Genomic DNA, 24,893 nt, shown 5'->3' with positions numbered 1-24,893 from the left:
GCACAGTGAATGGCACGAACCGCAGCACGATCGCGGCGGAACTGGCCGGCGTACCGGCTGACTTCCGCGACTTGATCGAACAGGCGTCGACTGCTGACCTGCACCGCCGCTCCGACGGCACCCGGTGGTCGAACAAGCAACTGCTGTTCCACATGGTGTTCGGATACCTGATCGTCCGAACTCTCATGCCACTGGTGCATCTTCTGGGCCGGTCGGGGTGGAGCCGCCGGTTCGCGGCTACCCTCGACGCCGCCCACCGTCCGTTCCATCTGATCAACTACCTCGGATCCGTCGGCGGCGGCCAACTGCTGCCGACAAGAACGATGGCGGCCCTCCTCGACCGAAGCTGCCGCGCGCTGACCGACCGGCTGACCAGCGAGACCGAACCCAGCCTCGCGCTGACCATGCACTTCCCGACCCGATGGGACCCCTACTTCCGCGACACCATGCGCGTGCTCGACGTCTACCACTACGGCACCGAGCACTACCGACACCACCGGCGCCAACTCAGCCTCCGGTCGACCACCGACAGCAGTCCGCAGCCCTAGCCGGCGAGTGGACCCTTGCGGGACCCGATCGCGCCCCGCCCCCGCGAGCGTGGCGGCAAATCGGGCCGCAGCCGCCGACCCGTGCCCGCAGCGCGGGTCCCGGCGGCGTGAGCGGGTTCAGACGCTCGCCCAGACGTCGGTCCGGGCCCGCGGCTGCAGCCGGGTCAGCTGGGTGACGTGGCCGGGTGTGAGCTCCTCGACCGAGGTGACCTGGAGCAGCTGCATGGTCCGGACCACCTCGTCGGCGAGAATGCCGATCGCCCGGTCGACGCCGTCGCGGCCGCCGGCCATCAGCCCGTAGAGATAGGCGCGGCCGATCAGGGTGAACCGGGCACCGAGGGCGAGCGCGGCGACGATGTCGGCACCGTGCATGATCCCGGTGTCGACGGCGACCTCGAGATCTGACCCGACCTCCCGGACGACTTCCGGAAGGAGCTGGAACGGCACCGGTGCCCGGTCGAGCTGACGGCCGCCGTGGTTGGACAAGACGATGCCGTCCACGCCGAGATCGGCCAGGCGCCGGGCGTCTTGCACGTTCTGCACGCCCTTGACCACCAGCTTGCCGGGCCACATCGCGCGGATCACGTCCAGGTCCGCGAACGAGATCGACGGATCCATCGCCGAGTTCAACAACTCTCCGACCGTGCCCCCGGTCGAGGTCAGCGAGGCGAACTCCAGTCCGGGCGTGGTGAGGAAGTCCCACCACCACCACGGTCGTGGCAGCGCATTCGCGATGGTGCCGGCCGTCAGTTGCGGCGGGATCGAGAACCCGTTCCGCTTGTCCCGCAGCCGCGCGCCCGCGACCGGCGTGTCGACGGTGAAGAAGAGGGTGTCGAAGCCGGCGCGCGCTGCCCGCTCGACCAGGGCGAAGGAGATCTCGCGCTGGCGCATGACGTACAGCTGGAACCAGTTGCGGCCGTACGGATTGGCCGCCTTGACGTCCTCGATCGAGGTCGTGCCGAGGGTGGAGAGAGTGAACGGGATGCCGGCGTCGCCGGCTGCGGAGGCGCCGGCCCGCTCGCCCTCGGTCTGCATCAGCCGGGTGAAGCCGGTCGGGGCGATGCCGAACGGCAGCGCGGAGCGCCCGCCGAACACCGTCACCGAGGGGTCGACGACGCTGACGTCGCGCAGGATCGACGGGTGGAACTCGACGTCCTCGAATGCCTGCCGGGCCCGGTGCAGCGAGATCTCGCCGTCCGCGGCGCCATCGGCGTAGTCGAAGGCCGCCTTGGGGGTCCGTCGCTTCGCGATCGTCCGCAGGTCCGCGATGGTCAGGGCGGAGGCCAGCCGCCGTTTCTTGGCCCGCAGCTCGGGCTTCTTGAACTTCACCAACTCCAATAGCTCGGCCGGCTTGGGCACCTGACGGGTGACGTAGCTCCGGGTCACGTCGGACATCGTCGTTCCTTTCGATTCGTGGGACGGTTCTGCTCGGCCCGGGAGAGCCGGGGTGCGGGCGGTCACGACGGGAGCATCCAAGACAGCACCGTCGACTGCAGGCCGACCAGCAGGCACAGCGCCAGCAGCATTCCGAGACTCCACCAGATCAACTTGCGGAAGATCTCGGACTCCCGGCCGACCAGGCCGACCGCGGTCGCGGCGATGGCCAGGTTCTGCGGGCTGATCATCTTGCCGACCACGCCGCCGGAGGTATTGGCCGCGACCAGCAGGGTGGGATCCAGACCGGCGCGGACGGCTGCGGTCTGCTGCAGGGTGGCGAACAGCGCGTTCGCGCTGGTGTCGGACCCGGTCACCGCGGTGCCGACCCAGCCCAGGATCGGCGAGAAGAAGGCGAACAGCGCCCCCGTGGCCGCAAGCGCGGCGCCGATGGTGATCGTCTGTCCGGACTGGTTCATGACGTACGCCAGCGCCAGCACGAGACCGACGGTGAGGATCGAGAACCTCAGCTTCCGTGCCGTCCGTCCCCACAAGACGGCGGCCTCGGTGAGCCGCACCCGGTAGACGAGCGCGACGATGACCCCGCAGAACACCAGCAGGGTGCCGGCGGAGGACAGCCAGGTGAACGTGTAGACCGTCGAGGTCGCGGCCTTGCCGCTTGCGGCGAGGACGTGACCGTCCAGGCCGGGCCACGGGAGCTTCATATCGGTGGAGGCGAGGAAGGTGCGCACCGGAGCCCACAGCTTGGCGACGGAGAACACCACGATGACCAGCAGATAGGGAAACAGCGCCAGCAGCACACGGCCGGCCGGCAGCTTCTGCACCGCGGTACCGGGCTGGTCGGCCAGCGCGACCACGGGGGCGCCGCCCGCCCCGGTCCGTCCGGGGCGCGCGCCGTTGCCGCCGGCACCCGCGGTGCCTGCGGAAGCCTGCTCGGGACCGCGCTCGCCGGCCACCCGCGCACGGGCGGCGGCGGTGCCCGTCGGGCGCCAGAATCGGAGCAGCACGACCGCCGATGCGATCCCGGCGAGCGAGGCGATGATGTCGGTGAGCTCCACCGAGATCCAGGTGGCGCTCACCCACTGGGTGACGGCGAAGGTGACGCCGACCACCACCGCGGCCGGCCAGGTCTCCCGGACACCGCGACGGCCGTCGGCGAGCAGCACCAAGAACAGCGGGACGAACACGGCCAGCAGCGGGGTCTGGTGTCCGACGTACGCACCGATCTCGCGGTAGTCGATGCCGGTCAGGTTGCCGGCGGTGATGATCGGGATGGCGATGGCGCCGAAGGCCACCGGTGCGGTGTTGGCCAGCAGCACGACAACGGCGGCGCGCATGGCGCTGAAGCCCACCGCCATCAGCATCACGCCGGTGATCGCCACCGGGGCGCCGAAGCCGGCCAGCGCCTCCAGCAGGCCGCCGAACCCGAAGGCGATGATGATCGCCTGGATCCGCGGATCGTCGGAGATCGAGTCGATCACCCGGCGCAGATCCTCGAACCGGCCGCTGCGCACCGTCAGCTCGTACAGCCAGATGGCGTTGAGCACGATGAACATGATCGGGAACAGTCCGAAGGCGAAGCCTTGGCTGGCGGAGAGCGCGACCAGAGGCACGGGCATCCCGTACACCACCGCAGCCACCACCCCGGCAACGACGAGGCCGGCCAGTCCGGCCCAATGCGCCTTCCAGCGCAGCAGACCGAGGGTCACGAACACGGTCAGCAGGGGTAGCGCGGCGACCAGGGCCGAGAGCCACAAGCCGCCGAGTGGGGCCAGCGGGGGTGTGTACATCATCCACCATCCTTGAACATCATTGTCTTAGAGGTCTGACCTTTTGGAGGACAGTAGAGGTGATGGTCTGGCTTGTCAACGCCGAGGGTTGGTGGAGATAGTGGGGGGTGTCATCGAATCAGACGCCCGACTGGCAGCCGCTGAAACGTTCCCGAGCGCACGAGATGGTGATCGACGCGATCGAGGAACAGATCATGGCCGGCCTGCTCCGGGTCGGCGACCCGCTCCCCCCCGAGCGCGAGCTCGCCGCCCGCCTCCAGGTCAGCAGGGCCGGCGTCCGGGAGGCGGTCCGGGTGCTGGAGAGCGATGGGATCCTCCGCTCGCAGCGCGGCGCGGGGCCCGAGGCGGGCACGTTCGTCTCCGCGCTTCCGCGCCAGGGGCTGACCCGGCTACTCCGCCTGCACGTGGCACTCGCGAACTTCCCGATGACCGACGTGGTCGACGCCCGGGTTGTGCTCGAGCGCTCCAGCGCCGAGCGGGCTGCCAGCAACGCGAGCACAGCGGCGCGCGCGGAGATGCGAGCGGCGCTGGCGCGGATGGACGCTCCGGAGGTGTCGCGCGAGGCGTTCAACGACGCAGACACCGACTTCCACATCGCGATCGCCGAGGCCGGTGGTAACGAACTGGTGGCCTCGCTGACCGCCGCCATCCGGGGGGCGCTGCGGATACCCATCCAGCAGGCGGTCCGCGCGGTCGAGCACTGGGACAGCCTGGCCGACAGGCTGCGGCAGGACCATCGCGGAATCCTGGACGCGATCGAGGCCGGCGACGGGCCGACCGCGGCACGACTCACCGAGGAGCACATCCGACGCTCGGCAACCGACCTTCCGGCTGGATTCGGCGGCGTAACCGAGCCCACCTGACAGCCGACCGCGGGCTGCGCCCTGCCCCGGGACGATCACCATGGCTTTGAATCGATTCGAGCGGGAATGGCCGCCGGACGCGCGTCGGTGCCGCAGTCCGCTGGTGATCACCGCCGGGCCCGTACTCCAGGAACTCGCCAGCGAGACCGGCCTCACCGCCACCTTGTTCAAACGCGTCGGCTGGCACCGCGTCGCTCTCGCGCGCGTCGACGGCACCCGACCCCTGCGCTACGAGATCCCGATCGGGGAACGACTCCCCCCTCCACCTCGGCGCCGGCAAAGTGCTCTGCTCGGCCATGAATACAGACGAACTACACGACTACCTGACCACCCAGCCCGACCTCACCCTCGCCGACGGCACGGCCCGCACCCACGCCGACTTCGAAAGCGAGCTCACCACCATCCGCGCGCGGTTACTCCACCGCAATAGGCGAACGCGTCCCCGGCATGGTCTCCGTCGCCGCCTTGATCCCCCTTGCCGACAAGTCAGCCCCGCCGCCGTTCAAGTCGCCGGTCCCACCGATCAAATCCCCGACGAACGCGTCGCAACCCTCGGCCTCGAAGTCCGGCGCGCCGCCTACGCGATCCCCCGACGGTGAGCCGCTGGTCGCGCCCCGCGCCCTCAGGACGTTCGTCGTGGGGCGGACGGTCATCTGCCCATGGCCGGCCAGGCAAGTCGCGCCTAGCCTTGAGCCGACGAGAGGCAGAGCTGTTCATCGACCATGCGCAGAATCGCCGAGGTTGCCCACACGGACCGCAACGACACACAGCGTCGGGCCGCCCGAGGGACGCGCGTCGTCGCGGTCGACAACCTCAAGGCGGTCCTGGTGGCGTGGGTGATCGGCTGCCACGCCCTGATGGGATACGCCGCGATCGGGGGCTGGCCGTACGACGAGGTCCAGGAGGGCACGCTTCCGCCCACGCTGGAGTACCTGCTGTCGGTGCTTCTCGGTCCGACCGCGCTGTTCGCGATGGGCACCTTCTTCTTCCTGTCCGGCCTGTTCGCGCCCCGGGCGGCGCAACGGTCCGGGCCGGCCGGTTACGCCCGCAGCCGGCTGATCAGACTCGGCATCCCGTGGGTGCTCTTCATGCTGGCGATCTGGCCGTTCTTCATGTGGCTCGCCTACCGCGCGGCAGGCCACGACATCTCCTACTGGCACGCGTTCCTGGGCCGTACGCCGTTCCTGGACTCCGGCCCGATCTGGTTCGTCCAGGTGCTGCTCTACATCTCGTTGGGGTACGCCCTCTGGTGCGGGCTCGGCTGGGCCGGCCGGCTGACTCCGCGGATCGTCCGCGGCCGCCACCTGGTGCTGACGGCGGCGGCCATTGCGGCCGTCTCGCTCCTGGTGCGGCTGGTCTACCCCGCGCGCAGCCAGCAGATCCTCGACCTGCACCTGTGGCAGTGGCCGCAGCTGATCGGCATGTTCGTTCTCGGCGCCATGGTGAGCGGCCAGGGCTGGGCCGAGCAGGTGCCGGATCGGATCGTGCGGCGGTGCTGGCTGGCGGTCGCGGTGACGCTGGTGGTTGCGCCGGTCGTGGTGGTGCTCGTCGGGATCACCAACTTCGTCCAGGCCGAGGCGACCTTCCTCGGCGGCTGGCGCTGGCAGGCGTTCGCGTTGGACCTGGTGGAGGCGTCGCTGGTCGTCGCGGGATCGATCGGGGTGCTGGCCCTGGCCCAGCGGCATCTCGGCTCGACTGCCGCCGTTCCGCGCGCGGCCGCGCGCGGGGCGTACGCGGCCTTCCTGCTCCAGGTGCCCGTGCTGCTGAGCCTGGAGATCGCGTTCCGGCCGCTGGCCGTGCCGATCGCGGTCAAGGGTGCGGCCGTCGCCGTGCTGGCGATCGTCGGCTCGTTCGGTCTGGCCTGGCTGCTGATCTCGCACACACCGCTGCGCCGGGTGCTGTGAGATGAGCGATCCGACCTCGGTCGGCGCCATCGCCTGGCGGCCGGACATCCTGACCGGCTTCGAGGCGGCCGACCTGCCGTTGCCGGAGGTCCGGCCGGTCGCCGGCGAGCCCGCCCACACCGAGCTGCTCGCGACCCTGGTCCGCCGGATCCCGGCGGCCCGGTCGCGGTCGGCGGTGCTCTACGTCCACGGCTGGAACGACTACTTCTTCCAGGCCCACCTAGCCGATCGGCTCTGTCAGCTGGGCTACGACTTCTTCGCCATCGACCTGCGGCGCTGCGGGCGCAGTCTGCGACCTGGACAGCTGCCGGGCTACGTCGACGACCTCGACGAGTACGATCGCGAGCTCGGCCTGGCCGCCGACGTGATCGGTGCCGACCACGACCGGCTGATCGTCTTCGGACATTCCACCGGAGGGCTGATCGGCTCACTCTGGGCCGCGAACCGCCCCGACAGGGTGGACGCGCTGATTCTCAACTCGCCGTGGCTGGATCTGCATCGACCGGCTGCGGTGGCCACCGCGACCAGCGTACTGGCCGGCGTGCTCGCCGTCGGCTCGCCGACCCGGCCGCTGCGGCTGCCCGACGTCGGCCTGTACGCGTGGAGCGTGCATCTCTCCCACGGCGGCGAGTGGGACTACGACCTCGGCCTGAAGACGTCGCCGGCGCCGCCGTTACGACCCGGCTGGCTGCGCGCGGTCCGGGCCGGACACGCCCGGGTCGCCGGCGGCCTCGAGCTCGCGGTTCCGGTGCTCGTCCTGCTGTCCGCGCGGCATGTGGTGACCCGACGCTGGCGCGAGGAGCTGCGCGCGGTCGACACGGTGATCGATGTCGACCACATCGCCCGGCGGGCGCTGGCGCTCGGCGACCATGTCACCGTCGTCCGGCTCGCCGGCGCCATGCACGACGTCGTGCTGTCCGCCGAGACGGTGCGGGAGCGGGCGTTCGCCGAGATCGCCCGCTGGTGTCGTGCCTACGGCTGAGGCCGCTCACGGGCGGCGGTACCACCACCGCCCCGACGCGGGCCAGAGATCGTCCGCCCTCAACAGGCAGCCGGCGGCCCCCGGCCTCGCCCTGGCTGCCAACAAGCGTTGGACAGACCCGCCAGGCTTGTCGTGCAGAGCTCGGCCTTCAACTCACCCGGTAGCGCTCTGGAGGCCGAGGCTGCGGGCGTATTCGGCGTAGGGGAAGTCGGGCAGCTGCTGGGAGGGCAAGAACTGCGGAGAACCGCCCATGGCCCGCAATTCCCAGGTGACCTGGTTCAGGTCGTCGTTGTGCAGCACCGCGACGACCAGCCGCGGGACGGCCCAGTCCTGCCAGTACTTGGCGATCGTGAGCAACTCGTTGATGCCGTTCATCTGCATGGCGCCGTCACCGACCAGCGCGTACGCGGGCCGGTCCGGATGGGCGAACTTGGCACCGATCGCGTACGGCACGCCGCAGCCCATGGTGGCCAGCGTGCCGGACAGCGTGCCACGCATCGCCCCGCGGATCTTGACGTGCCGGGCGTACCAGTTGGTGCCCGAGCCCGAGTCGGCGGTCAGCATCGCGTCGTCCGGCAGCCGCGGCGACAGCTCGGCGACGACCCGTTCCGGATTGATCGGGTCCGCACCGACCTCGGCCCGCCCATCCATCACCTCCCACCAGCGCGCGACGTTCTTCTCAACCGCGTCCCGCCAGGAGCGGTCCTCCTTCCGGGTCAGCCGTGGGATCAGCCGCTCGAGCGTTGCCGCTGCGTCTCCGACCAGGTTGACCTCGAACGGGTAGCGCAGCCCGACCATGGTGGGATCGTGGTCGATCTGCACCGCCCGGACGTCGGGCTTGTCTCCCTCGAAGCGGGGCAGGAACTGGGTGTAGGGGAAGTTCGAGCCGATCACCAGCAAGGTGTCGCAGCCGGTCATCAGTTCGTACGACGGCTGGGTTCCGAGCAGCCCGATCGAACCGGTCACCCACCCCAGCGCACTCGACGCATTCGCTCGAGCCGCCGGCGAACCCGGCGAGGACCTGCTGTCGCGCTCTAGCAGCGTGTTATAGGAGTCGCTTCACGTCTGCAAGGGATGCGGCATCGTTCGCCTGGTCACTCGCGATCGGCTTCCTCGGCCTCGCCGCCGCCGCCTTCGTCTGGCGACAGGCAAGCCAGCGCGCCGCCAACACCAGCGACTCGCTGGACGCCGGAAGCCATCCGCCCGACGGCACGCTGCCGCTCCAACTCGGGATCACCGTCAGTGGAGCCGGACTGCTCGCCCTGCTCTACACCCTGCGATGAACCACCGCGAGGCGCCGGGTCCGAGGACGGCCCTGCTCTCACCGCCGGCCCGGACCAGGCCGCGTCCTATTGAGGACATGGCCTAAAGCTGACACAAAAAATGCCGTGCGGGCCGCGAATCGACCACTACGCTGATCATGTCGCTCGGGACCCCCCGATCCCGAGCGTCAGAGACCCAAACCCCGGCACTGGGGTTGACGGGTCAGCCGGCCGCTGGACACTGGGCGAAGGGAAGTCCCCCGACCCTCCGCCGGCCAGCGGCAGCGATGAGAGCCGCGGCAATCTGAATCCCCCGACCAGGCTGCCGCGGCCCTCACCGTCGAGACGACTCCGAGCCCCTGAATCCACCCTCGGTAGAACCGTGAACCGCGGCAGTGTCCGCGTCGCTGGCATGTCGACTTTCGGCCATGTCCGATCCAGGGCACTCGCCCGCGGCACAAGGTCCCTCCACGATCGGAGGAAGCACACTGCCGATTCAAGGGGCGCGGCGGCCGGGTCACGTCACTCGCCGTAGCGCAAGATGGAAGAGGTCGGGTCGGCCTGCAGCGGCGCAATCGCGATCGGGCAGCGTTCGGGGCAGACTTGTCTGCCCCGGCCTCTTTCCGATGGGGAATGGATTATCCGCGCGGGCGTGGGATCGTCGAATGATGGCCGAGCAACGGGCGTACGTCCGCAGCGGGCCCCCGCGCCCGACCGACGTGGTCGACCGGTCGCGAGGCGTGAAGCCTCGCGTGGCCCCGCACCCCGACGCCGGCGATCCAGTGAACGGCCCGACCTCGGACTCCGACCTACTGTGGTTGCAGCGCACCGCCGGGAATCGCGCGACGGGTCGCCTGCTGCAGGGGGCCAGCCGGGCGACAACAGACGTGCCGGTGCAAAGAGGCCCGGGGGCGCCTGCACCGGCTGCAGGGGTGTCACCACCTTCTCCGGCGCCACCTCCGAGCTCGGCTTCGGCCGCTTCGAAGATCGCTTTCGTCCGTGAGGAGGGTCTGAATCTGCGGACCGGCGCGGACCAGTCGTCGAAGTCGTTGGCACAACTGGCGTTCGGAACGCGGGTACATGTGCTCGACGAGGAGGCGCTGCATCCGGGCTGGCAAAAGGTGACGACACCCGCGGCACAGGTCGGGTACCTCTACGCCCCTCGAGTGCATTTCCCGCCACCCGACCTGATCGCGCGCGACCCGGGCCTCACCATGATCAAAGTCCGTTCCGGGCAGACCTTCTGGGGACTGGTCAAGCAGCAGTACGGCATCCAGGGCAACGAGGGCAGCGCCGACCAGAACATCAACCACTTCATCAACGCGATCCGCGCCGTGAACAAGGGCGATGCTTTCATCGTCTCCACCGACTGGCTCGACGACATCGGCAACTGGTTGATCAGCGGCCGAGACGCGTCCGACACCCTGCTGAAGGCCGACTACGACCTGTGGATTCCCAGCTTCGGCGTCGCCGCCGCGATGGACGTCGGCAGCGGCACCGTCACCGGCGAGGTCACCCGCCTGGTGAAGAAGATCGAGCAGAAGATCGACGACTTCCGAGACGCCTGTTCGGCCGCGGTCAAGTACATGCCCGAGGCGATCCTCCGGCGCGCCGGCGACACCGCGCTGGGCCTGTTGACCGGACTGGTCGACTTCGCGATCGACGCCGCCAAGATCCTCGCCGTGAGCACCGCGGTCGGCGCGCTTCTCGGCGCGGTCTTCGGCGGCGGCGTCGGGGCCGTTCCGGGCGCCGAGATCGGGTTCGAGGTCGGTCTGCTGGTCCTCGAAGCATGGGGGCTGTACATGTTGGCCGAGGCGATCATCGGCATGGCGGGCAGCTTCTTCTCCGAGCTCGGCAGTTTCATCTCGCAGGTGTGGGATGCGAACGGTGACCCGAAGAAGATCGACAACGCGGCCAAGACGCTGGCCGAAGCGATCGGCATCTTCGTCAGCGCACTGCTGGTCGTCCTGGCCGCCTACCTGATGAAGGAGGGCATGGAGAAGTTCGCCAAGACGAAGTTCGCCGGAAAGCTCGGAAAATCCGAGATCGCCAAGTGGCTGGTCGATCGACAGAAGCTGACCACGACGAGGGAGAAGCTGAATCCCAAAGAGCCGGCAGGACCCAGGGGACAGCTCGAACCACCAAAGCCGGCAACGATTCCTGAACGGCTGCGGGAGTTCTTCAAGCGTCTCGGCGAGGAACCGAAAGCCAAGAACGCCGACGAAGCACTGGGCCAGGTGAACCGCACCCTGAACGCTGTCGAGGACGAGCTCAGCGGTGTCGTTCGCAAGGATCCGCCTCCCCCACCGAACATGCCGGACGGGCGGATGTACCCACCGCTGGCCGACAACATCGTGCGGAACGCCGATGGCAGTCTCACCGCTCGCACGCGTGGTCATACGATCCAGTGCGGCAGCGACGGCAGCATCACGATCACCAACCGAAAGACGGGAAACGTTGACTTCCACAAGCCCTGACCGGGTGACGGCGCTGGAAGCGCTGGCGGCCACATTGCGTCAACGCCACGACGGCGTCTCGACCGAGTTGTCCGTCCTCCCGTCGGGCGCGATCTTCCTCGACGTACGACGCAACAACCGGGCATGGGTTCTGGACTACTCCCCCACACACGACCAATTCGGGATCGACGAACTCGATGATCAAGAAGGCTTCACGACGTCGTACCGGTACACCGCGTCGCAGCTGGCCGAGGCGGCGCAGATCCTGACCGATCTCGTCACCGGCGTCACACCATCCAGCGGCAAGGCGGCGGACGACTAGGTGCAGCTCGACGTCAGGCAAGGCGCGAGTCACCTGCTCGAGAACCGCCAGGAACTGCTGTGGCGGTGCCGCTTCTTGCACAGCCCGTTCGCCTTCCCGTCGATCTCCTGATCAAACTCGCCCTCCAGGCCACCGCTGCATCGCACCCCGCACCCTGGTCGAGGGACGGATCGACCTGGCGGAACAATGGCCAGCCCGGACGCTTGGCCGCCTCCGCCGCCCGCGTGTACGCGATGGCACGGACGAGAGGTTTCATTCCGCGGCCCGAAGATCGTGGTCAGTTTGACCTTCGCCGATCCGGACCTCAGGGTCAGGGTGTTGATGCGTCGGGAGCCGTCGATGATCGTGACTCTCTCCCGGAGGCCCGGTTCGCCGGTGTCCGTGACCTTCACCCCGAGGGTCACGGTGGGTTTCGGCACCTTGCCGCTGAGATTCACCGCCGCTGGCTTCTTGGCCGCGGCGATCGTCTGGGCGGAGGTGGCGGTGCCGGTCCAGCAGTCCGGTTGGATCCCCGTCGGATCGACAGGCGGTGCCCGGCGTCGGCCGCAAAACGTCACGTGCCCCGGCGTCCGCGACTCGAACAGAAAGACTGAGCACCGGGTCGGACATCGACGCGTAGGACTTGCGGCGGTGCGGCTCGGCGACGAATCGTTCGGCAGTGGCGTCGGCCGGCCTGCGCAACTCGACCGCAGTCCATGCTTAGCTCATCGTTGACCAGACGCTGTCGGGGGTCGACGTCGACGTGATCATGTGCCACTCTGCCGCAACCACGAGGCGCGGGGAGTCGCCTCTCGATCATCGCCTGCTGTTACAGGTGCAAGCGTTTGGAGAGTTCGTGGCGCACGTCTGCACCACGGGTCAGTTGCATCAAGGCCAGCACGAGCAGGCTGACCGCGCCGCAGATGGCCGACGGTAGCTGGTTCGTCACCCAGCCCAACGCGAGGAATACGATCGGTGCCAGGCCTAGCAGGACCGTCAAACCGCTGTACAGGATGTGTTCGCCGACGTCGATCCGCATCACCTCGACGGTGATCAGCACGGCCACGATGGAGCAGGCGTTGACGATCGGTACCGCGTACGTCAGCGACCACGCGCGCCAGCCGGTGAGATAGTCCCAGTACACACAGATCAGGCCGGTCAGGACGACGAGGTACACGGTGCCCTTGGCGACGTTGCGGCGTTTCCGTACTGCCATCAGCACAACCAGCCACATCGTGATCACCCCTAGCCACACCGAACGAAGAGCGCCGATGCCGGCCAATCCTCGGCTGAAGAGCAGCTGGGCGGCGAAGGATGCCCCGATCACCGCGATCGACGTGAGGAACAACACCCTCAACACCCGCCGCCGGGAGAATCGGAGGGGCACCGCCGGTAACGGACTCGGAACCGTCGCACCTGCGACGGTGGCCGTACACAATGGACACCGGCTCCACGTGCCCTCGATGTCGATGGCGCACTCGGTGCAGCGCCTCATGGTCCGCCCTCGGCGAGCTCGGTCTCGGTTACTCGCGCCGCGGCGAGCGTCACAGCGACTCCGCTGCCGGTGAGGAGCCGAGCGAACTCCCTGATATGTCCGGTCTCGATAAACGGCGAGGTGAAGCTGATCGTGAGCAGCCCAGCGTGGGACATGGCACACAGCTGCGGTCGGACGGCGGAGACCTGGAACAGCATGCGCGCCACCCGTGACTCGGCCGGCTCGGGCAGCCTCGCCAAACCCAGATTCGAAACCGCGACGCTCAGGCCGCGGTTGCTCCGCCAGTTCACCAGCTTCAAGATCACGTCCTTGAGCGGTCGTGGCACGATCCTCAGCGCCGGCATCCGTTCGAAACGGATGAAGCGTCGCAGCTTCTTCTCCAGCGCTTCCGGTGTGGCCTTCGGGCGGAACTGGCTGTCGAGCTGCCTGCAGACTGAGCCGAGGTCGTCGGCACCCTTGCCGTACGTGTGTTCCACCCGAACGGTCGCGAAGAAGTTGCGCGCCGACGTCGAGGGAAAGAACTGGCGCAGATTCACCGGTACCGACGCCGCCAACGTGTAACTCGGGCCCAAGCCGTCCGACGATCGGCGAATGGACTCGAAGAACAAGGCGGTCAGAAACATCGTGGGCGAGACACTCTCGGCGCGCGCGAGGGCAAGCACCTCCGTGCTGGCCATGCTGAGCTCGACCGCCCGCGTCCGGTTGTCCGGGGTGCGGGTTCCCCTGACGCGGTGCACCTTCGTCGACGACCGTCGGGGCGGACGGCTGAGCCCCCTGGACGCATCAATTCCCCGATGAGGTGTGGAGGGGATGTGGTCCGCAACGGCCAGCGCGGCCGGCGCAGCGGCGCTGGTGAACGCCGCCTTGCCGGGCGAAGATGTGCGATCGCGGCGGCCGCGGAAGTAGTGCGCGAAGCTGTCGCCGGCCAGCTGATGCGTTAGCGGGGTTCCGTCGACGCCGGACCGGGTCCCGGCTGCGGCCCGGCCCAGATCGGGCTCTATCGGGCCGTCCCCGTCGGGACTCTGCAACGGAACCGTCTGCGCCAGGTCACCCAGCCGGGTGTAGGCGGCGACCAGGTCAGACAGGAACCACAGCGCACCAGTGCCGTCGGACAGCACATGGAAAACCTCAAGGATGATTCGCCGACGATGATGCATCACTCGGAACAACAGGCGGCGACGATCTGCCTGATAGATCCCGGCGCAGGTCGGCTGCTCCTCGGCGGTCACCCGTGGACGCAGGTCACTGTCTTGCAGGTAGTACCAGAACACCCCGCTCCGCAGCACCGCATGGTAAAGCCGATACCGGTCGTAGGTGGCGTCGAGGGCCAGCTGCAACCGCTCGCGATCGACGTCGTGATCCATCTCTGCGGCGAGCCGGAACACCTTCGGATCCGCGTCGCTCCGCGCGGCCAGGAAGATGTTGGAAGCGTTGTCGAGCCGTACCCAAGCTCGACGGGTCACCACAACCCCCTCAATGACCGGGCGGGCTTACCGGCGACCGGGTCACCGCGGAATCCGTTGACCACCTCGTTACCTTCGCCCATAAACCCAGAAAGTCGGGACACACCGACCTAAGCGACCTTAACTTGATGCGCGCAGACGATCCGGCAGCCCGCCTCAGATGAGCCCAAGGGACGTGGTGTGCGCGAGCGCGATCACATTGTCGCGCTCAGCCCGAGTCATCGCGCGGGTGTGGTCACGGGCTCGCTTCGGCACCTTCGCCTTCACAGCGCGGACCCTTCGTGCGGCATTGTCGGCCAGGACGTCATTGTCGACGGCGTACTCGAGCACGTTGCCGAGCAGGCTTTGGTCTGCTGGGCCGAGACAGTTCCGCGTGTGTCGGCGATGGCTTGCAGGAACAGCCGCAGACGCTGCCGGTCGTTGGCCTGCCCGAGCGTGAGATGGCGAAGTGCGGAGTCCGCGCTGGCGCCAGCTCGAAGAACTCCCCGACCGCTTCGGCGAGTGCATCGTCCGCGGCACGCCGCGTCCGAGCGAAACGCGTGAGCTCCGACCGTCGCGTCGACGCCACGCACATACGTGCGCGCCTTCCAGCGGAGCGCTTTCTGGGGGCGCGGCGCAGCCACCCAGCGACCCGCCGCGTTCTTCATCTGCGGGACCGTCGTTGCGTCGCCCGGTTCGCCCAGCTCCAGCTTCCGCACGGCCAGGACACTTACCGTCCTGTGGGAAGCGATGTGGGGAGTCGGGACCCTGACCCCGGCTGGCCCAGAGTCTATACAGCCTGATCAGTCGCTGTTTCGGCGCCCCCAGCAGGATTCGAACCTGCGACACGAGGTTTAGGAAACCTCTGCTCTATCCCCTGAGCTATGGGGGCCGGTGTCACAGGGTAGCGGCCCGGCGGCCGCGGCGGCGCATGCTTCCGGACAGCACAACGGGCCGCGTCGGCGGCTCTCCCCCGTGGGAGAGAGCAAATCGTCGACGCGGCCCGCGGCAATCACCCGGCTGGAACGTCTGCACGAAGGCGGCAGCTCGGGACGTACGGCCTCAGTGGCCGTGCTCCTCGTTCAGCTTCGCGACCTGCGCATGAACCTCCTCCATATCGAGGTCCTTCACCGCCTGGACGACCTGCTTGAGCGCGGCAGGCGGCAGGGCGCCGGCCTGGTTGAAGACGAGCACGCCCTCGCGGAAGGCCATCAGGGTCGGGATGCCCTCGATCTGGAGGGACTGGGACAGGCCCTGGTTTGCGTCGGTGTCCAGCTTCGCGAAGACGATGTCGGAGTTCTCCTCCGACGCCTTCTCATAGACCGGGGCGAATCGCTTGCACGGCCCGCACCAGTCGGCCCAGAAGTCGACGAGCACGATCTCGTTGTCGGTGATCGTCGACTCGAAGTCGTTCGCGTCGATGTTGATGGTCGCCATGGAAAAGTCTGCTCCTCGAAGTGGATGGCTACAGACCGCACAACAGCCTCCTCGCTCCGGCTATTCCCGAGCCTCATGCCGGGCGGGGGCCGACGATGCGCCGCACGGGTGCACCGCCGAAGCGCCGGTCACGGTCACTTGATGGCGACCACGCGCCGCATCGGGATGGCGACCTCGAACGCGCCACGGCGTTTGGCCCGGTCCTCCAACAGCTCGATCACCGACTCGACCCGGGACCAGCGGGTCTGGGGCAGATACAGCGCACGCATCATCAGCTCCGCGTCGGCCCGGTCGCGAACGGTGAAGTGATATCGCTCGCGGGCGTCCTCGACCCGGCGCAGCCCGTGGCTCTCGGCGATCTTGGTGAAACCGACGAGCTCGAGCGGTCCGGGGTACTGCGGCTTGGTCCGCAGCCTGGCGTTGATCCTGGTCAGCACCCGCAGGTCGCGCGGTCCGAGCGGCCGCAGAGCGGGAGCGATCGCGGCCAGCACGCCACCGGGCCGGAGGACCCGCGCACACTCCGCGACCACGGCGGTCAGCGGCGTCACCACGGCCAGCCCGATCGAGCTGGTGATCGCGTCCATGCTGCCGTCGGCGAACGGCAGCGACAGCCCGTCCGCCCGGATCCAGGGCCCCGGTCCACGCTGACCGGCCAGCGCCAGCTCCTCCGCGCTCAGGTCGACCCCGATGACGGTACGTCCGGGCTGCGCCAGCTCGCGCGACATCGGGCCCGAGCCGCACGCCAGATCGAGCACCAGGTTGGCATCGGCGGAAACGGCGCGAGCCAGCCAGCGGTACGGCGAGTGGTCACCACCCATCGACCGGGACAAGACGGCCTCGACCACGCCGGCACGGTCTCGGTGGAACTCGGCGAGGTAGCGTCGCCAGTTGACCTCGTCCTCGCTCACGGCACCATCATGCCCAACCGGCCGGCGATCGTGTGCAGGGGAAGGTCGGAGCGGCCAGGATCAGGCGAGCGTGACGAACAGATGCGTCGAGGCCTCGGCGTCGATCTCACAGACGGGCGAGTCGGGCGCGGCCAGGCGCACCCCCAGCCCGCCGACCTCGGCGCTGACCTCGACCCCGGGCTGGATGCCGGCCTCGCGGAGCGTGCCCATCATCGCGACGTCCTTCTGGATCTCCTCGCTCATCCGCTGGATGACGACCCGGATCGGCGTCCCGGGGTGCTCGCGGACGACCGCGTTGAGCTGCTCGTTGCCGTCGCGGAACTCCGCGGACCGGCCGCTGACGCCCAACTCGTCCAGCCCAGGGATCGGGTTGCCGTACGGGGACTCGGTCGGCGCGTTCAGCAGTACGACCAACCGGCGCTCGACGTCCTCGGAGATCACGTGCTCCCAGCGGCAGGCCTCGTCGTGGACCTTCTCCCAGTCCAGCCCGATCACGTCGATCAGCAGCCGTTCGGCGAGCCGGTGCTTCCGCATCACCCGGGTGGCCCGGGCCCGGCCCTCGTCGGTCAGCGCCAGGTGACGGTCGCCCTGGACGTGGACGAGGTTGTCGCGTTCCATCCGCGCCACGGTCTGGGACACGGTCGGCCCGCTTTGATGCAGCCGCTCCGCGATCCGGGCCCGGAGCGGGACGATGCCCTCCTCCTCCAGCTCGTAGATCGTGCGCAGGTACATCTCGGTGGTATCGATCAGGTCGCTCACGCCGGGTTCGTCTCCGCTCCTGCCATGCCGGGCCGGATCTGGCGACCGGCCGCCCCGGACGAGGCCGCGAACTGTGGGTACAGAACTGTCAGGGGCGATTGCAAGAGTAGTGGCTGCCGCCGGGCACCGGCGTGCCGACGCCAGCCGGCGCACCACGGCCCGGCTTCTCGGCACGGGGGTGCGCATCCGCGCGGCTTCGGCGAGTCGAAGGGAGAGTCATGACGGCCGATCAGTTGCCGGCGATCTGGTGGGTGCGGCGCGACCTGCGGCTGCGGGACAACCCCGCCCTGGCCGCGGCCGTGCACGACGGCTCCGCCGTGCTGCCGGTCTTCATCCTCGATCCTGCGCTGCTCGCGAAGGCGGGTCCGGTCCGCACCGCCTGGCTGCACGCGGCGTTGCAGGTCCTCGACGCCGACCTGCGCGAGCGCGGTGGACCGGGGCTCAGCATCCTCCGCGGCAAGCCCGAGACCGTGATCCCGCGGCTGGCCCGCGAGATCGGGGCCGGCGAGGTGCAGGTGAGCGCGGACTTCGCGCCGTACGGCCGGCGCCGGGACGAGCGCGTCCGGGATGCACTGGCCGGCCGGGACGTGCGGTTCGTGACGACCGGCTCACCGTACGGCGTGGCGCCGGGCACCCTGACCAACGCCTCCGGCGGCCCTTATCAGGTGTTCACGCCGTTCTTTCGCGCCTGGACCGATCGCGGCGTGCACTCCCCCGCCCCGTCGATCCGGCTCGCCGACGTCGACTGGCTGGCCGCCGAGCGGCGGATCTCGATCGAGGCCGACCCCGAGCTGGTGGCGATTGCCGGCGAGGAGGCCGCGACGCGGTGCTGGCACCGGTGGCTCGAGCGCAAACAAGGCGGCGTCACCGACTACGCCGATCTGCACGACGACCCGGGCGCCGACGCGACGTCGCACCTGTCGGTCGCCCTGCGATGGGGCCACCTGCACCCGCGGACGCTGCTGGCCGACCTCGCGGCCCGGCGCTCCAAAGGCTCGGCCGCACTGACCCGGCAGCTGGCGTGGCGGGACTTCTTCGCCGACGTGCTGTTCCACCGCCCGGACGCGGTGACCAGGCCGATCCGCCCCGAGTTCAACTCGATGCCGACCGACGAGCCCGATCGGAGCAAGCGCGCCGCGGGCCGGCTGGAGGCGTGGCAGCAGGGCCGCACGGGCTATCCGCTGGTCGACGCCGGCATGCGCCAGCTGCTCGTCGAGGGCTGGATGCACAACCGCGTGCGGATGGTCGTCGCGTCTTTCCTGGTGAAGGACCTGCACGTCGGCTGGTGGCACGGGGCCGAGTGGTTCATGGCCCGGCTCCGCGACGGCGACATCGCCCAGAATCAGTTGAACTGGCAGTGGGTGGCCGGCTGCGGAACGGACGCGGCGCCGTACTTCCGGGTCTTCAATCCGACCTCGCAGGCCAAGAAGTTCGATCCCGGCGGAACCTACATCCGGCGCTACGTCAGCGAGCTCGCCGACGTGCCCGACGAGCACGTGCACGAGCCCTGGCTGTCGCCGGTCGGCGTCCCGGATGGCTACCCGGAGCCCATCGTCGACCACGCCGAGGAACGGAAGGAGGCCCTCGATCGATACGAGCTCGTGAAGCGCGCCTGAGGCCGGCGACCGAGCGGTCGGCCGCTCGGCGGCAGCAGGCTCACAGCCAGCGGCAGCCGGCTCACAGCCAGGAACCGGCCCGCATCACCCGCTGCAGCCGGCCCGCGTCGTCGACCAGGCAGAAGTCGGCCCGTGCGCCCGGCCGGATCTCGCCGACGCCGTCCAGGCCCTGGCTGCGCGCGGGCGTGCCCGCGCCCATCCGGGCGGCGTCGGGGATGGCGACGCCGACCGCGACGACCTGCTCGAAGGCGGCGGCCATGGTGAGTGTCGAGCCGGCGATCGAGCCCAGACTGCCGTCCGGCTCGACCAGTCGCGCCTGGCCGTCGGTGACGGCGACGTCCAGCCCGCCGAGCTGGTAGTCGCCGTCGGCCACGCCGGCGGCGAGCATCGCGTCGGTGACCAGCGCGGCCCGCTCGGGACCGGCCACCTCGATCGCCATCGCGATCACGTCCGGGTGCAGGTGGAAGCCGTCGCAGATCAGCTCGACCGTCACCCGGTCGTCGGTCAGCAGCCGCGGCACCGGCCCCGGCTCGCGGTGATGGATCGGTCGCATCGCATTGAACAGGTGCGTCGCGACCGTCGCGCCCGCAGCCAGCGCCTCCCGCAGCATCAGCTCATCGGCGTCGCTGTGCCCGAACGCGACCGTGACGCCGGCCGCAACCAGCTGCTCGACGGCCGCCAGACCGCCGGACAGTTCGGGCGCGAGGGTGACCATTCGGATGTGTCCGCGACCGGCGTCGAGCAGCCGGGCGATCCCGTCGGAGGTCGGCGTCGCCAGCGTGTCGGGATCGTGGGCGCCACGGTGCAGCGGCGAGAGGTACGGCCCCTCCAGATGGATGCCGGCCAGCTCACCGGCCTCGACCAGCGGCACCAGGGCCGCGATCTGAGCCTCCAGCCGTTCCGGCCGGGCGCTGACCAGGCTGGCGTAGCTCGTCGTCGTCCCGTGTTTCCGGTGGAAGGCGATCGCCCGGCGGATCTCGTCCGGATCGGCGCTGGCCAGGTCGGCGCCACCGCCGCCGTGACAGTGGATGTCCACGAAACCGGGTACCAGCCAGCCGGCCAGCCGGTGCTCCGGACCGCCGTCGGCAGCCACGTCCCGCTCGTTCGTCGCCGCGGTCGGCTCGACGGCCACGACCTGTCCGTCGGCCACCAGCACCCGCGCGTCGTCGACCACGCCGTCGGGCGTGACCACCCGGTCGACGACCAGTCGCTGTTCCTGGCTCATCCTCGACCTGCTTCCTCGGGTCGCCCGACCCGGTCCCAGCCCAGCAGACCGGCACCGATCACACCCGCATCGGCGCCGAGTCCCGCCCGTACGATCCTCGGCTCCCGCTCGAACGTCACGCCGGCCCTGATCACCGCCGTCACGGGTGGGATCAGCAGATCGGCCGCGCCCGAGAGACCACCACCGAGCACCACCAGCCGCGGCCCGAGCAGCGTGTTGTAGCGGCCGAGGGCCTCGCCCAGCGCGGCGGCCGCCCGGGCGAACGTGTCCAGCGCGGCCCGGTAGCCGCGACGGGCCAGGTCCGCCACCTCGGCGGCGTTCTCCGCCGCGCCGCCGAGCCGGACGTACTCCCGGACGATGCCGGCGGCGGACGCGACCGTCTCCAGGCAACCCATGCGCCCGCAGGCGCACACCCGGCCGGACCCCTCGGCGACGGCCCAATGACCGATCTCGCCGGCGTAGCCGCCGGCCGCGAGCAGCCGCCCGTCGACCACGGGCGCCCCGGCGATGCCGGTCCCGAGCGCGACGAAGAGGAGATCGGTCTCGTTGGGCTGGTGCAGCCGCCACTCGGCCAGGCCCGCGGTTCGGACGTCGTGCCCGACCGCCCCCGGCAACCCGGTGAGCCGCTCCAGCCGGTCCCGGAGCGCGACGTCGAGCCACCCCAGGTTCGGCGCGGTCCGCACCAGGCCGGCGTCCGCGTCGACGATGCCCGGTGCGACCAGCCCGAATCCGCGGACGCCGTCCCGGCCGGCGGCCCGCTCGGCGATCACCTCCGCGAGGCCGTCGACCGACACTGCCTCGGCCGACCGCGGCGAGCTCACCCTGGTGACCTCACCGATCGTGCCGTCGGCGGCCGCCCAGGCGAGTTTGGTCAGGGTCCCGCCGATGTCGACCGCGAGCACGATCCCGGGCTCGTCGGGCGCGGCGACGCTCATCCGGGGAGGATGACCGAGCGGGTCAGACTGCGGGGCCGGTCCGGGTCGAGTCCGAGGTCGACGGCTCGCCGGACCGCCACCCGCTGGGCCAGCACCAGGTCCACCTGCGCGTCGAGGCCCTGATCGATGAAGCCGGCCCCGGTGGCGGCGACGTCCCCGGCCAGACCGTCGGGCGCCGGGCCGAACATCCACACCGCCCGACCGGGCTGGGCGATGGCGATGGGGCCGTGCCGGTAGTCGAACGCGGGGTAGGCCTCGGCCCAGCTGGAGGAGGACTCGCGGAACTTCAGGGCAGCCTCGTTGGCGATGCCGACGGTCCAACCGTGACCGAGGAAGGTGAGCTGGTCGACGTCGATCGCGGCGGCCGGCAGATCGGCGGCGAGCACCCGGTCGGCCTCGTCGGCGAGCGCGAGGACATCCTCGCCCCAGGCCGCGCGGAACAACGCCAGCGTGCTGGTCGCGAACCGGGTCTGGACGACGGAGCGCTCGTCGGCGAACGACAGGTCGATCACGGTATCGGCGGCGCCCGCGGCGGGCGTGGACAGATCCCCGAGCACGACCGTGGTCGGCACCCGGTTGCGGAGCCGGTCGAGCAGCTCGACCACCTCGGTGGTGGTGCCGGAGCGGGTCAGCGCGACCACCCGGTCGTACCGGCGATCCGGCATCTCGGACGCGGTGAAAGCGTCGGTCTCACCCCGACCGGCCGACTCGCGCAGGCCCGCCAGCGCCTGGCCGACGAACCACGACGTGCCGCAGCCGACGAACGCGACCCGTTCGCCGTCCTGCGGCAGGCCCTCGATCGGACCGCCGGCGAGCGCGGCGGCGCGGCGCCAGCAGTCGGGCTGGCTGGCGATCTCGGCTGAGACGTACGGCGTCGTCACGGGCGGCATGGACCTGGCGACCTCCTCCGAGGGCGTCCGGAGAGCCTGCCGGGCCGGCCCGGGGGCCGTCGAACGAGGCGGGTATCTCCGACATCGATTGTGAAAAGAATGCACTTTTAAGGCGTCAAACGAACAGATATGAACATATCATGCCGTGCATGACCCGTGCGGAACGTCTGGCCGCGATCCTCGAGCTGCTGGTCGGCGCGGGCCGGGTCGACGTCGACGAGGCCGCCGAGCAGTTCGGCGTCTCGACCGCGACGATCCGGCGAGATCTCGACCACCTGGCGGACCAGCAGCTGCTCTCTCGTACCCACGGCGGAGCGGTCCCGAACAGCACCAGCTACGACCTGCCGATGCGCTACAAGACGATCGGGCGGCACCCGGCCAAGGCGAAGATCGCGGAGCGAGCGGTGAGCATGCTGTGGCCGGGGTGCACGGTCGCGCTGAACGGTGGGACGACGACGGTGGAGGTCGCCCGGGCCATCGCCACCGCAGATGCGCTGCACAGCGGCGTGACCGTGGTGACCAACGCGTTGAACATCGCCACCGAGCTGACCGTGCGGCCGTTCATCAAGATCGTGGTCTGCGGCGGCGTGGCCCGGCCGCAGAGCTACGAGCTGGTCGGTTCGCTGGCCGGCGACACGATGAGCCAGCTGACCACCGACATCTGCTTCCTGGGCGCCGCCGGCGTCGACCCGCTCGGCGGGATCACCATTGCGGACGAGGCCGAGGCGCCGGTGAACCGGGTGATGGTCACCCAGGCCAAGCGGGCGTACGTCGTCGCCGATGCCTCCAAGCTCGGCGAGGTCGCCTTCTTCCGGATCTGCCAGCTGGCCGAGATCACCGGCGTGATCACCGACGCGGCCGCGGATCCGGCGCTGGTCGCCGCGATGCGCGACAGCGGGATCGAGGTCCTGCTCGCCTGAATGGACGGATCGGGGCGGCACGTCGCCCCCAGGTCCTGTCTTCGCGCGGGTTCGACCCACCTCGCGCGTGGAGCGAGTAGCGCGAAGGAGGTCGAACTCTCGCGGAGGTGCGCACCCGGACGCTGGCGCGGCTCGGGACGCACGGTGGGTGACGGAGTCGGGCCGGTCGGCGGGCGCGCCGAATAACCCCATTGACCTGCTTGAAGCGCCCGCATACCTTGGTGGCACACGGAAAGGAGGTGGTCCGAAGAATGAGTGACTTTGGGACATGTGAGGTGACGGCCAGCTAGGCCGCCCCGCGCCGTGAATCAACTGGTCGCGCGCGGCCGGCTAATCCACAGCCTGAACCCGAACCCGCGAGTGTCGGACTTGTCCTCCGGCCGTCGCAGCTCACCGATCCCGGTGGCGCGACGACAGCTCGCGGGTTTGTTCATGTCCGGGCCCGTTCGGAGGCAGGAGGCAGGCCGATGCGTACGGTCGCCGTCGACGCGAGCCGGCTGCAGCGATGGCTGTCCGGCTTCACCGAGCGTCACGGTCCCACCACGGCCTCGATCGCCACCGATCAGGTCGGGGTCAGCGCCGAGGACGGCGCGGAGGCCCGGATCTCGGTGCCGTTTCCGCCCCTGATCGGCGAGACGGTGGCCGACCTGATCGCGCACGTCGCCCGGGACCGCACGGTCGGAGCCCTGCTCGTCCGCCGCGGCGGGGTCGCCGTCGGCGTCTTCGAGGGCCGTCAGTTGGTCACCTCCAAGATCGAGACGCGGTACGTCCAGGGCCGGACCAAGGCCGGTGGCTGGTCCCAGCAGCGCTATGCCCGGCGACGCCAGAACCAGGCCCAGGAGCTGATTCAGATCGCGGCCGACCTGGCCGCGTCGCTGCTGCTCCCCCGGATCGGTGATCTGGACGCGCTGGCAACCGGTGGCGATCGCGCCGCCGTCGACTCGACCCTGGCCGATGCCCGGCTCGCCGCGCTGCGCGCCCACGCGACCCAGCGGTGCTATCCGGTCCCGGATCCGCGCCTGGCGGTGCTGCGCGACTTCCCGAACCAGTTCCTCGCCGTCGAGATCACGCTGAACGAGCTCGCCTGACGGCGCCGGCCCGAAGGCGGGTCTGGCTCAGGGGGCGAGCCGGGTGAGGGTCCAGCCCTCGCCCGCACGGCGATAGAGCAGCCGGTCGTGCATCCGGGACGGCTGGCCCTGCCAGAACTCGATCGAGTCGGCCACCACCCGGTAGCCGCCCCAGTTCGGCGGACAGGGCACATCGCGATCGGCGAAGCGCTCCTCCGCGTCGCGATAGCTCTGCGCCAGCGCCTCGGCCGAGGCGACCTCACTGGACTGCGCCGACGCCCAGGCGCCGAGCTGGGAGCCACGAGGACGCGTCGCGAAGTACGCCTCGGACTCCGCCCGCGCCACCAAACCGGCCACTCCCTCGACCCGCACCTGGCGCTGCAGGACGTACCACCCCAGGAGCAGCGCGACCGACGGATTCCCGGCCAGCTCGGCGCCCTTCCGCGAGTCGTAGTTGGTGAAGAACACGAAGCCGCGCTCGTCGGCCTCCTTCAACAGAACCGTCCGCGAGCTGGGTCGCCCGTCGGCCACCGTCGAGACCACCATGGCGGTCGGCTCGACCAACCGGCCGCCGTCCCGGGCGGCGAACGCGTCGGACAACCACGTGCCGAACAGGGTCAGCGGGTCCGCGGGCGCCTCCGACTCGACCAGGTGCCGGCCCGAGTAGTCGGTCCGCTCACTCGCCAGGTCCACCATGC

General features: G+C 69.9%; 22 protein-coding genes and 1 tRNA gene. 9 read left to right on the top strand and 14 right to left on the bottom strand.

The window, feature by feature from the left end; all coding sequences use genetic code 11:
• The first annotated feature begins 5 nt into the window (after positions 1-5).
• Entirely contained in the window at positions 6-548 is a 543-nt protein-coding gene (locus ABD747_RS05090) for a DinB family protein (RefSeq protein ID WP_344802013.1), read from the top strand.
• 117 nt (positions 549-665) lie between these two features.
• Here the strand turns inward: ABD747_RS05090 and ABD747_RS05085 are convergent, their stop codons facing one another.
• Entirely contained in the window at positions 666-1,943 is a 1,278-nt protein-coding gene (locus tag ABD747_RS05085) for an alpha-hydroxy acid oxidase (RefSeq protein ID WP_344802011.1), read from the bottom strand.
• Between the two features lie 62 nt (positions 1,944-2,005).
• Positions 2,006-3,736, bottom strand: a complete 1,731-nt coding sequence (locus ABD747_RS05080) for an L-lactate permease (RefSeq protein WP_344802010.1) — start codon at positions 3,734-3,736, stop codon at positions 2,006-2,008.
• A 104-nt stretch (positions 3,737-3,840) separates the two neighbouring features.
• On the opposite strand from ABD747_RS05080, the gene ABD747_RS05075 reads away from it, so the two are divergent.
• The 3 genes from ABD747_RS05075 to ABD747_RS05065 all read left to right on the top strand — a co-directional run bounded on the left by ABD747_RS05075 (position 3,841) and on the right by ABD747_RS05065 (position 7,482).
• Complete coding sequence (locus ABD747_RS05075; protein ID WP_344802008.1) at positions 3,841-4,596, top strand: FadR/GntR family transcriptional regulator; 756 nt, start codon at positions 3,841-3,843, stop codon at positions 4,594-4,596.
• 722 nt (positions 4,597-5,318) lie between these two features.
• Positions 5,319-6,500 (top strand): acyltransferase, encoded by a 1,182-nt coding sequence (locus tag ABD747_RS05070; RefSeq protein ID WP_344802006.1) that lies wholly within the window; start codon positions 5,319-5,321, stop codon positions 6,498-6,500.
• Position 6,501: 1 nt separating this feature from the next.
• On the top strand, positions 6,502-7,482 hold the full coding sequence (locus tag ABD747_RS05065) for an alpha/beta hydrolase (RefSeq protein ID WP_344802004.1): 981 nt from the start codon (positions 6,502-6,504) through the stop codon (positions 7,480-7,482).
• A gap of 153 nt (positions 7,483-7,635) precedes the next feature.
• Here ABD747_RS05065 and ABD747_RS05060 read toward each other — a convergent pair whose 3' ends face one another.
• Complete coding sequence (locus ABD747_RS05060) at positions 7,636-8,448, bottom strand: thiamine pyrophosphate-dependent enzyme (protein ID WP_344802003.1); 813 nt, start codon at positions 8,446-8,448, stop codon at positions 7,636-7,638.
• A 691-nt stretch (positions 8,449-9,139) separates the two neighbouring features.
• Here ABD747_RS05060 and ABD747_RS05055 point away from each other — a divergent pair.
• Positions 9,140-11,221 (top strand): SH3 domain-containing protein, encoded by a 2,082-nt coding sequence (locus ABD747_RS05055; RefSeq protein WP_344802002.1) that lies wholly within the window; start codon positions 9,140-9,142, stop codon positions 11,219-11,221.
• A 4-nt stretch (positions 11,222-11,225) separates the two neighbouring features.
• Positions 11,226-11,522, top strand: coding sequence for a hypothetical protein (locus ABD747_RS05050; protein ID WP_344802001.1), 297 nt, complete (start codon positions 11,226-11,228; stop codon positions 11,520-11,522).
• An 808-nt stretch (positions 11,523-12,330) separates the two neighbouring features.
• Here the strand turns inward: ABD747_RS05050 and ABD747_RS05045 are convergent.
• The 7 genes from ABD747_RS05045 to ABD747_RS05015 all read right to left on the bottom strand — a co-directional run bounded on the left by ABD747_RS05045 (position 12,331) and on the right by ABD747_RS05015 (position 17,542).
• Entirely contained in the window at positions 12,331-12,996 is a 666-nt protein-coding gene (locus ABD747_RS05045) for a DUF6320 domain-containing protein (protein ID WP_344802000.1), read from the bottom strand.
• The gene (locus ABD747_RS05040) at positions 12,993-14,459 is read right to left on the bottom strand and encodes an alcohol acetyltransferase (RefSeq protein WP_344801999.1); all 1,467 of its coding nucleotides are present in this window, start codon (positions 14,457-14,459) and stop codon (positions 12,993-12,995) included. Before ABD747_RS05040 ends, ABD747_RS05045 begins: the two co-directional genes overlap by 4 nt.
• A 156-nt stretch (positions 14,460-14,615) precedes the next feature.
• Complete coding sequence (locus ABD747_RS05035) at positions 14,616-14,789, bottom strand: hypothetical protein (protein ID WP_344801998.1); 174 nt, start codon at positions 14,787-14,789, stop codon at positions 14,616-14,618.
• A 468-nt stretch (positions 14,790-15,257) separates the two neighbouring features.
• Positions 15,258-15,330 (bottom strand) — tRNA-Arg (locus ABD747_RS05030).
• 170 nt (positions 15,331-15,500) lie between these two features.
• The gene (gene trxA / locus ABD747_RS05025; RefSeq protein ID WP_344801997.1) at positions 15,501-15,875 is read right to left on the bottom strand and encodes a thioredoxin; all 375 of its coding nucleotides are present in this window, start codon (positions 15,873-15,875) and stop codon (positions 15,501-15,503) included.
• A 134-nt stretch (positions 15,876-16,009) separates the two neighbouring features.
• Entirely contained in the window at positions 16,010-16,783 is a 774-nt protein-coding gene (locus ABD747_RS05020; RefSeq protein ID WP_344801996.1) for a class I SAM-dependent methyltransferase, read from the bottom strand.
• A 60-nt stretch (positions 16,784-16,843) separates the two neighbouring features.
• Positions 16,844-17,542, bottom strand: a complete 699-nt coding sequence (locus ABD747_RS05015) for a metal-dependent transcriptional regulator (protein WP_344801995.1) — start codon at positions 17,540-17,542, stop codon at positions 16,844-16,846.
• Between the two features lie 218 nt (positions 17,543-17,760).
• Here ABD747_RS05015 and ABD747_RS05010 point away from each other — a divergent pair, with 218 nt between their 5' ends.
• A complete protein-coding gene (locus tag ABD747_RS05010) occupies positions 17,761-19,158 on the top strand; it encodes a cryptochrome/photolyase family protein (protein ID WP_344801994.1) in 1,398 nt (465 codons plus the stop codon).
• Positions 19,159-19,219: 61 nt separating this feature from the next.
• Here the strand turns inward: ABD747_RS05010 and nagA are convergent, their stop codons facing one another.
• Genes nagA through ABD747_RS04995 form a run of 3 tightly spaced genes read right to left on the bottom strand, consistent with a single transcriptional unit; the run spans position 19,220 to position 22,208 of the window.
• Positions 19,220-20,383, bottom strand: coding sequence for an N-acetylglucosamine-6-phosphate deacetylase (gene nagA, locus ABD747_RS05005; protein WP_344801993.1), 1,164 nt, complete (start codon positions 20,381-20,383; stop codon positions 19,220-19,222).
• Positions 20,380-21,318 (bottom strand): ROK family protein, encoded by a 939-nt coding sequence (locus ABD747_RS05000; protein ID WP_344801992.1) that lies wholly within the window; start codon positions 21,316-21,318, stop codon positions 20,380-20,382. The genes nagA and ABD747_RS05000 overlap by 4 nt, the downstream gene beginning before the upstream one ends.
• Entirely contained in the window at positions 21,315-22,208 is an 894-nt protein-coding gene (locus tag ABD747_RS04995) for an SIS domain-containing protein (RefSeq protein ID WP_344801991.1), read from the bottom strand. Before ABD747_RS04995 ends, ABD747_RS05000 begins: the two co-directional genes overlap by 4 nt.
• Positions 22,209-22,357: 149 nt before the next feature.
• Here ABD747_RS04995 and ABD747_RS04990 point away from each other — a divergent pair, with 149 nt between their 5' ends.
• The gene (locus tag ABD747_RS04990; protein ID WP_344801990.1) at positions 22,358-23,128 is read left to right on the top strand and encodes a DeoR/GlpR family DNA-binding transcription regulator; all 771 of its coding nucleotides are present in this window, start codon (positions 22,358-22,360) and stop codon (positions 23,126-23,128) included.
• Positions 23,129-23,595: 467 nt separating this feature from the next.
• Positions 23,596-24,216 carry an acVLRF1 family peptidyl-tRNA hydrolase gene (locus ABD747_RS04985; protein WP_344801989.1) on the top strand — a complete coding sequence of 207 codons (621 nt, stop codon included), beginning with the start codon at positions 23,596-23,598 and terminating at the stop codon, positions 24,214-24,216.
• Between the two features lie 27 nt (positions 24,217-24,243).
• On the opposite strand, the gene pdxH is transcribed toward ABD747_RS04985, so the two are convergent.
• Complete coding sequence (gene pdxH, locus ABD747_RS04980) at positions 24,244-24,891, bottom strand: pyridoxamine 5'-phosphate oxidase (protein ID WP_344801988.1); 648 nt, start codon at positions 24,889-24,891, stop codon at positions 24,244-24,246.
• Between the last annotated feature and the right edge of the window lie 2 nt (positions 24,892-24,893).

It is taken from the genome of Microlunatus ginsengisoli (genome assembly GCF_039537205.1).
Lineage (GTDB): Bacteria > Actinomycetota > Actinomycetes > Propionibacteriales > Propionibacteriaceae > Microlunatus > Microlunatus ginsengisoli.
Note: the sequence above shows the minus strand (reverse complement) of the source record. Positions and strands in the feature narration are given on the sequence as shown.

Bases quoted from the DNA above. Each gene is read 5' to 3' on its own strand.
- ABD747_RS05065 (WP_344802004.1), top strand. From the start codon at position 6,502: ATGAGCGATCCGACCTCGGTCGGCGCCATCGCCTGGCGGCCGGACATC.
- ABD747_RS04985 (WP_344801989.1), top strand. From the start codon at position 23,596: ATGCGTACGGTCGCCGTCGACGCGAGCCGGCTGCAGCGATGGCTGTCC.
- nagA (WP_344801993.1), bottom strand. From the start codon at position 20,383: ATGAGCCAGGAACAGCGACTGGTCGTCGACCGGGTGGTCACGCCCGAC.
- trxA (WP_344801997.1), bottom strand. From the start codon at position 15,875: ATGGCGACCATCAACATCGACGCGAACGACTTCGAGTCGACGATCACC.
- ABD747_RS05045 (WP_344802000.1), bottom strand. From the start codon at position 12,996: ATGAGGCGCTGCACCGAGTGCGCCATCGACATCGAGGGCACGTGGAGC.
- ABD747_RS05000 (WP_344801992.1), bottom strand. From the start codon at position 21,318: ATGAGCGTCGCCGCGCCCGACGAGCCCGGGATCGTGCTCGCGGTCGAC.
- ABD747_RS04995 (WP_344801991.1), bottom strand. From the start codon at position 22,208: ATGCCGCCCGTGACGACGCCGTACGTCTCAGCCGAGATCGCCAGCCAG.
- ABD747_RS05085 (WP_344802011.1), bottom strand. From the start codon at position 1,943: ATGTCCGACGTGACCCGGAGCTACGTCACCCGTCAGGTGCCCAAGCCG.
- ABD747_RS05080 (WP_344802010.1), bottom strand. From the start codon at position 3,736: ATGATGTACACACCCCCGCTGGCCCCACTCGGCGGCTTGTGGCTCTCG.
- ABD747_RS05010 (WP_344801994.1), top strand. From the start codon at position 17,761: ATGACGGCCGATCAGTTGCCGGCGATCTGGTGGGTGCGGCGCGACCTG.
- ABD747_RS04990 (WP_344801990.1), top strand. From the start codon at position 22,358: ATGACCCGTGCGGAACGTCTGGCCGCGATCCTCGAGCTGCTGGTCGGC.
- pdxH (WP_344801988.1), bottom strand. From the start codon at position 24,891: ATGGTGGACCTGGCGAGTGAGCGGACCGACTACTCGGGCCGGCACCTG.
- ABD747_RS05070 (WP_344802006.1), top strand. From the start codon at position 5,319: ATGCGCAGAATCGCCGAGGTTGCCCACACGGACCGCAACGACACACAG.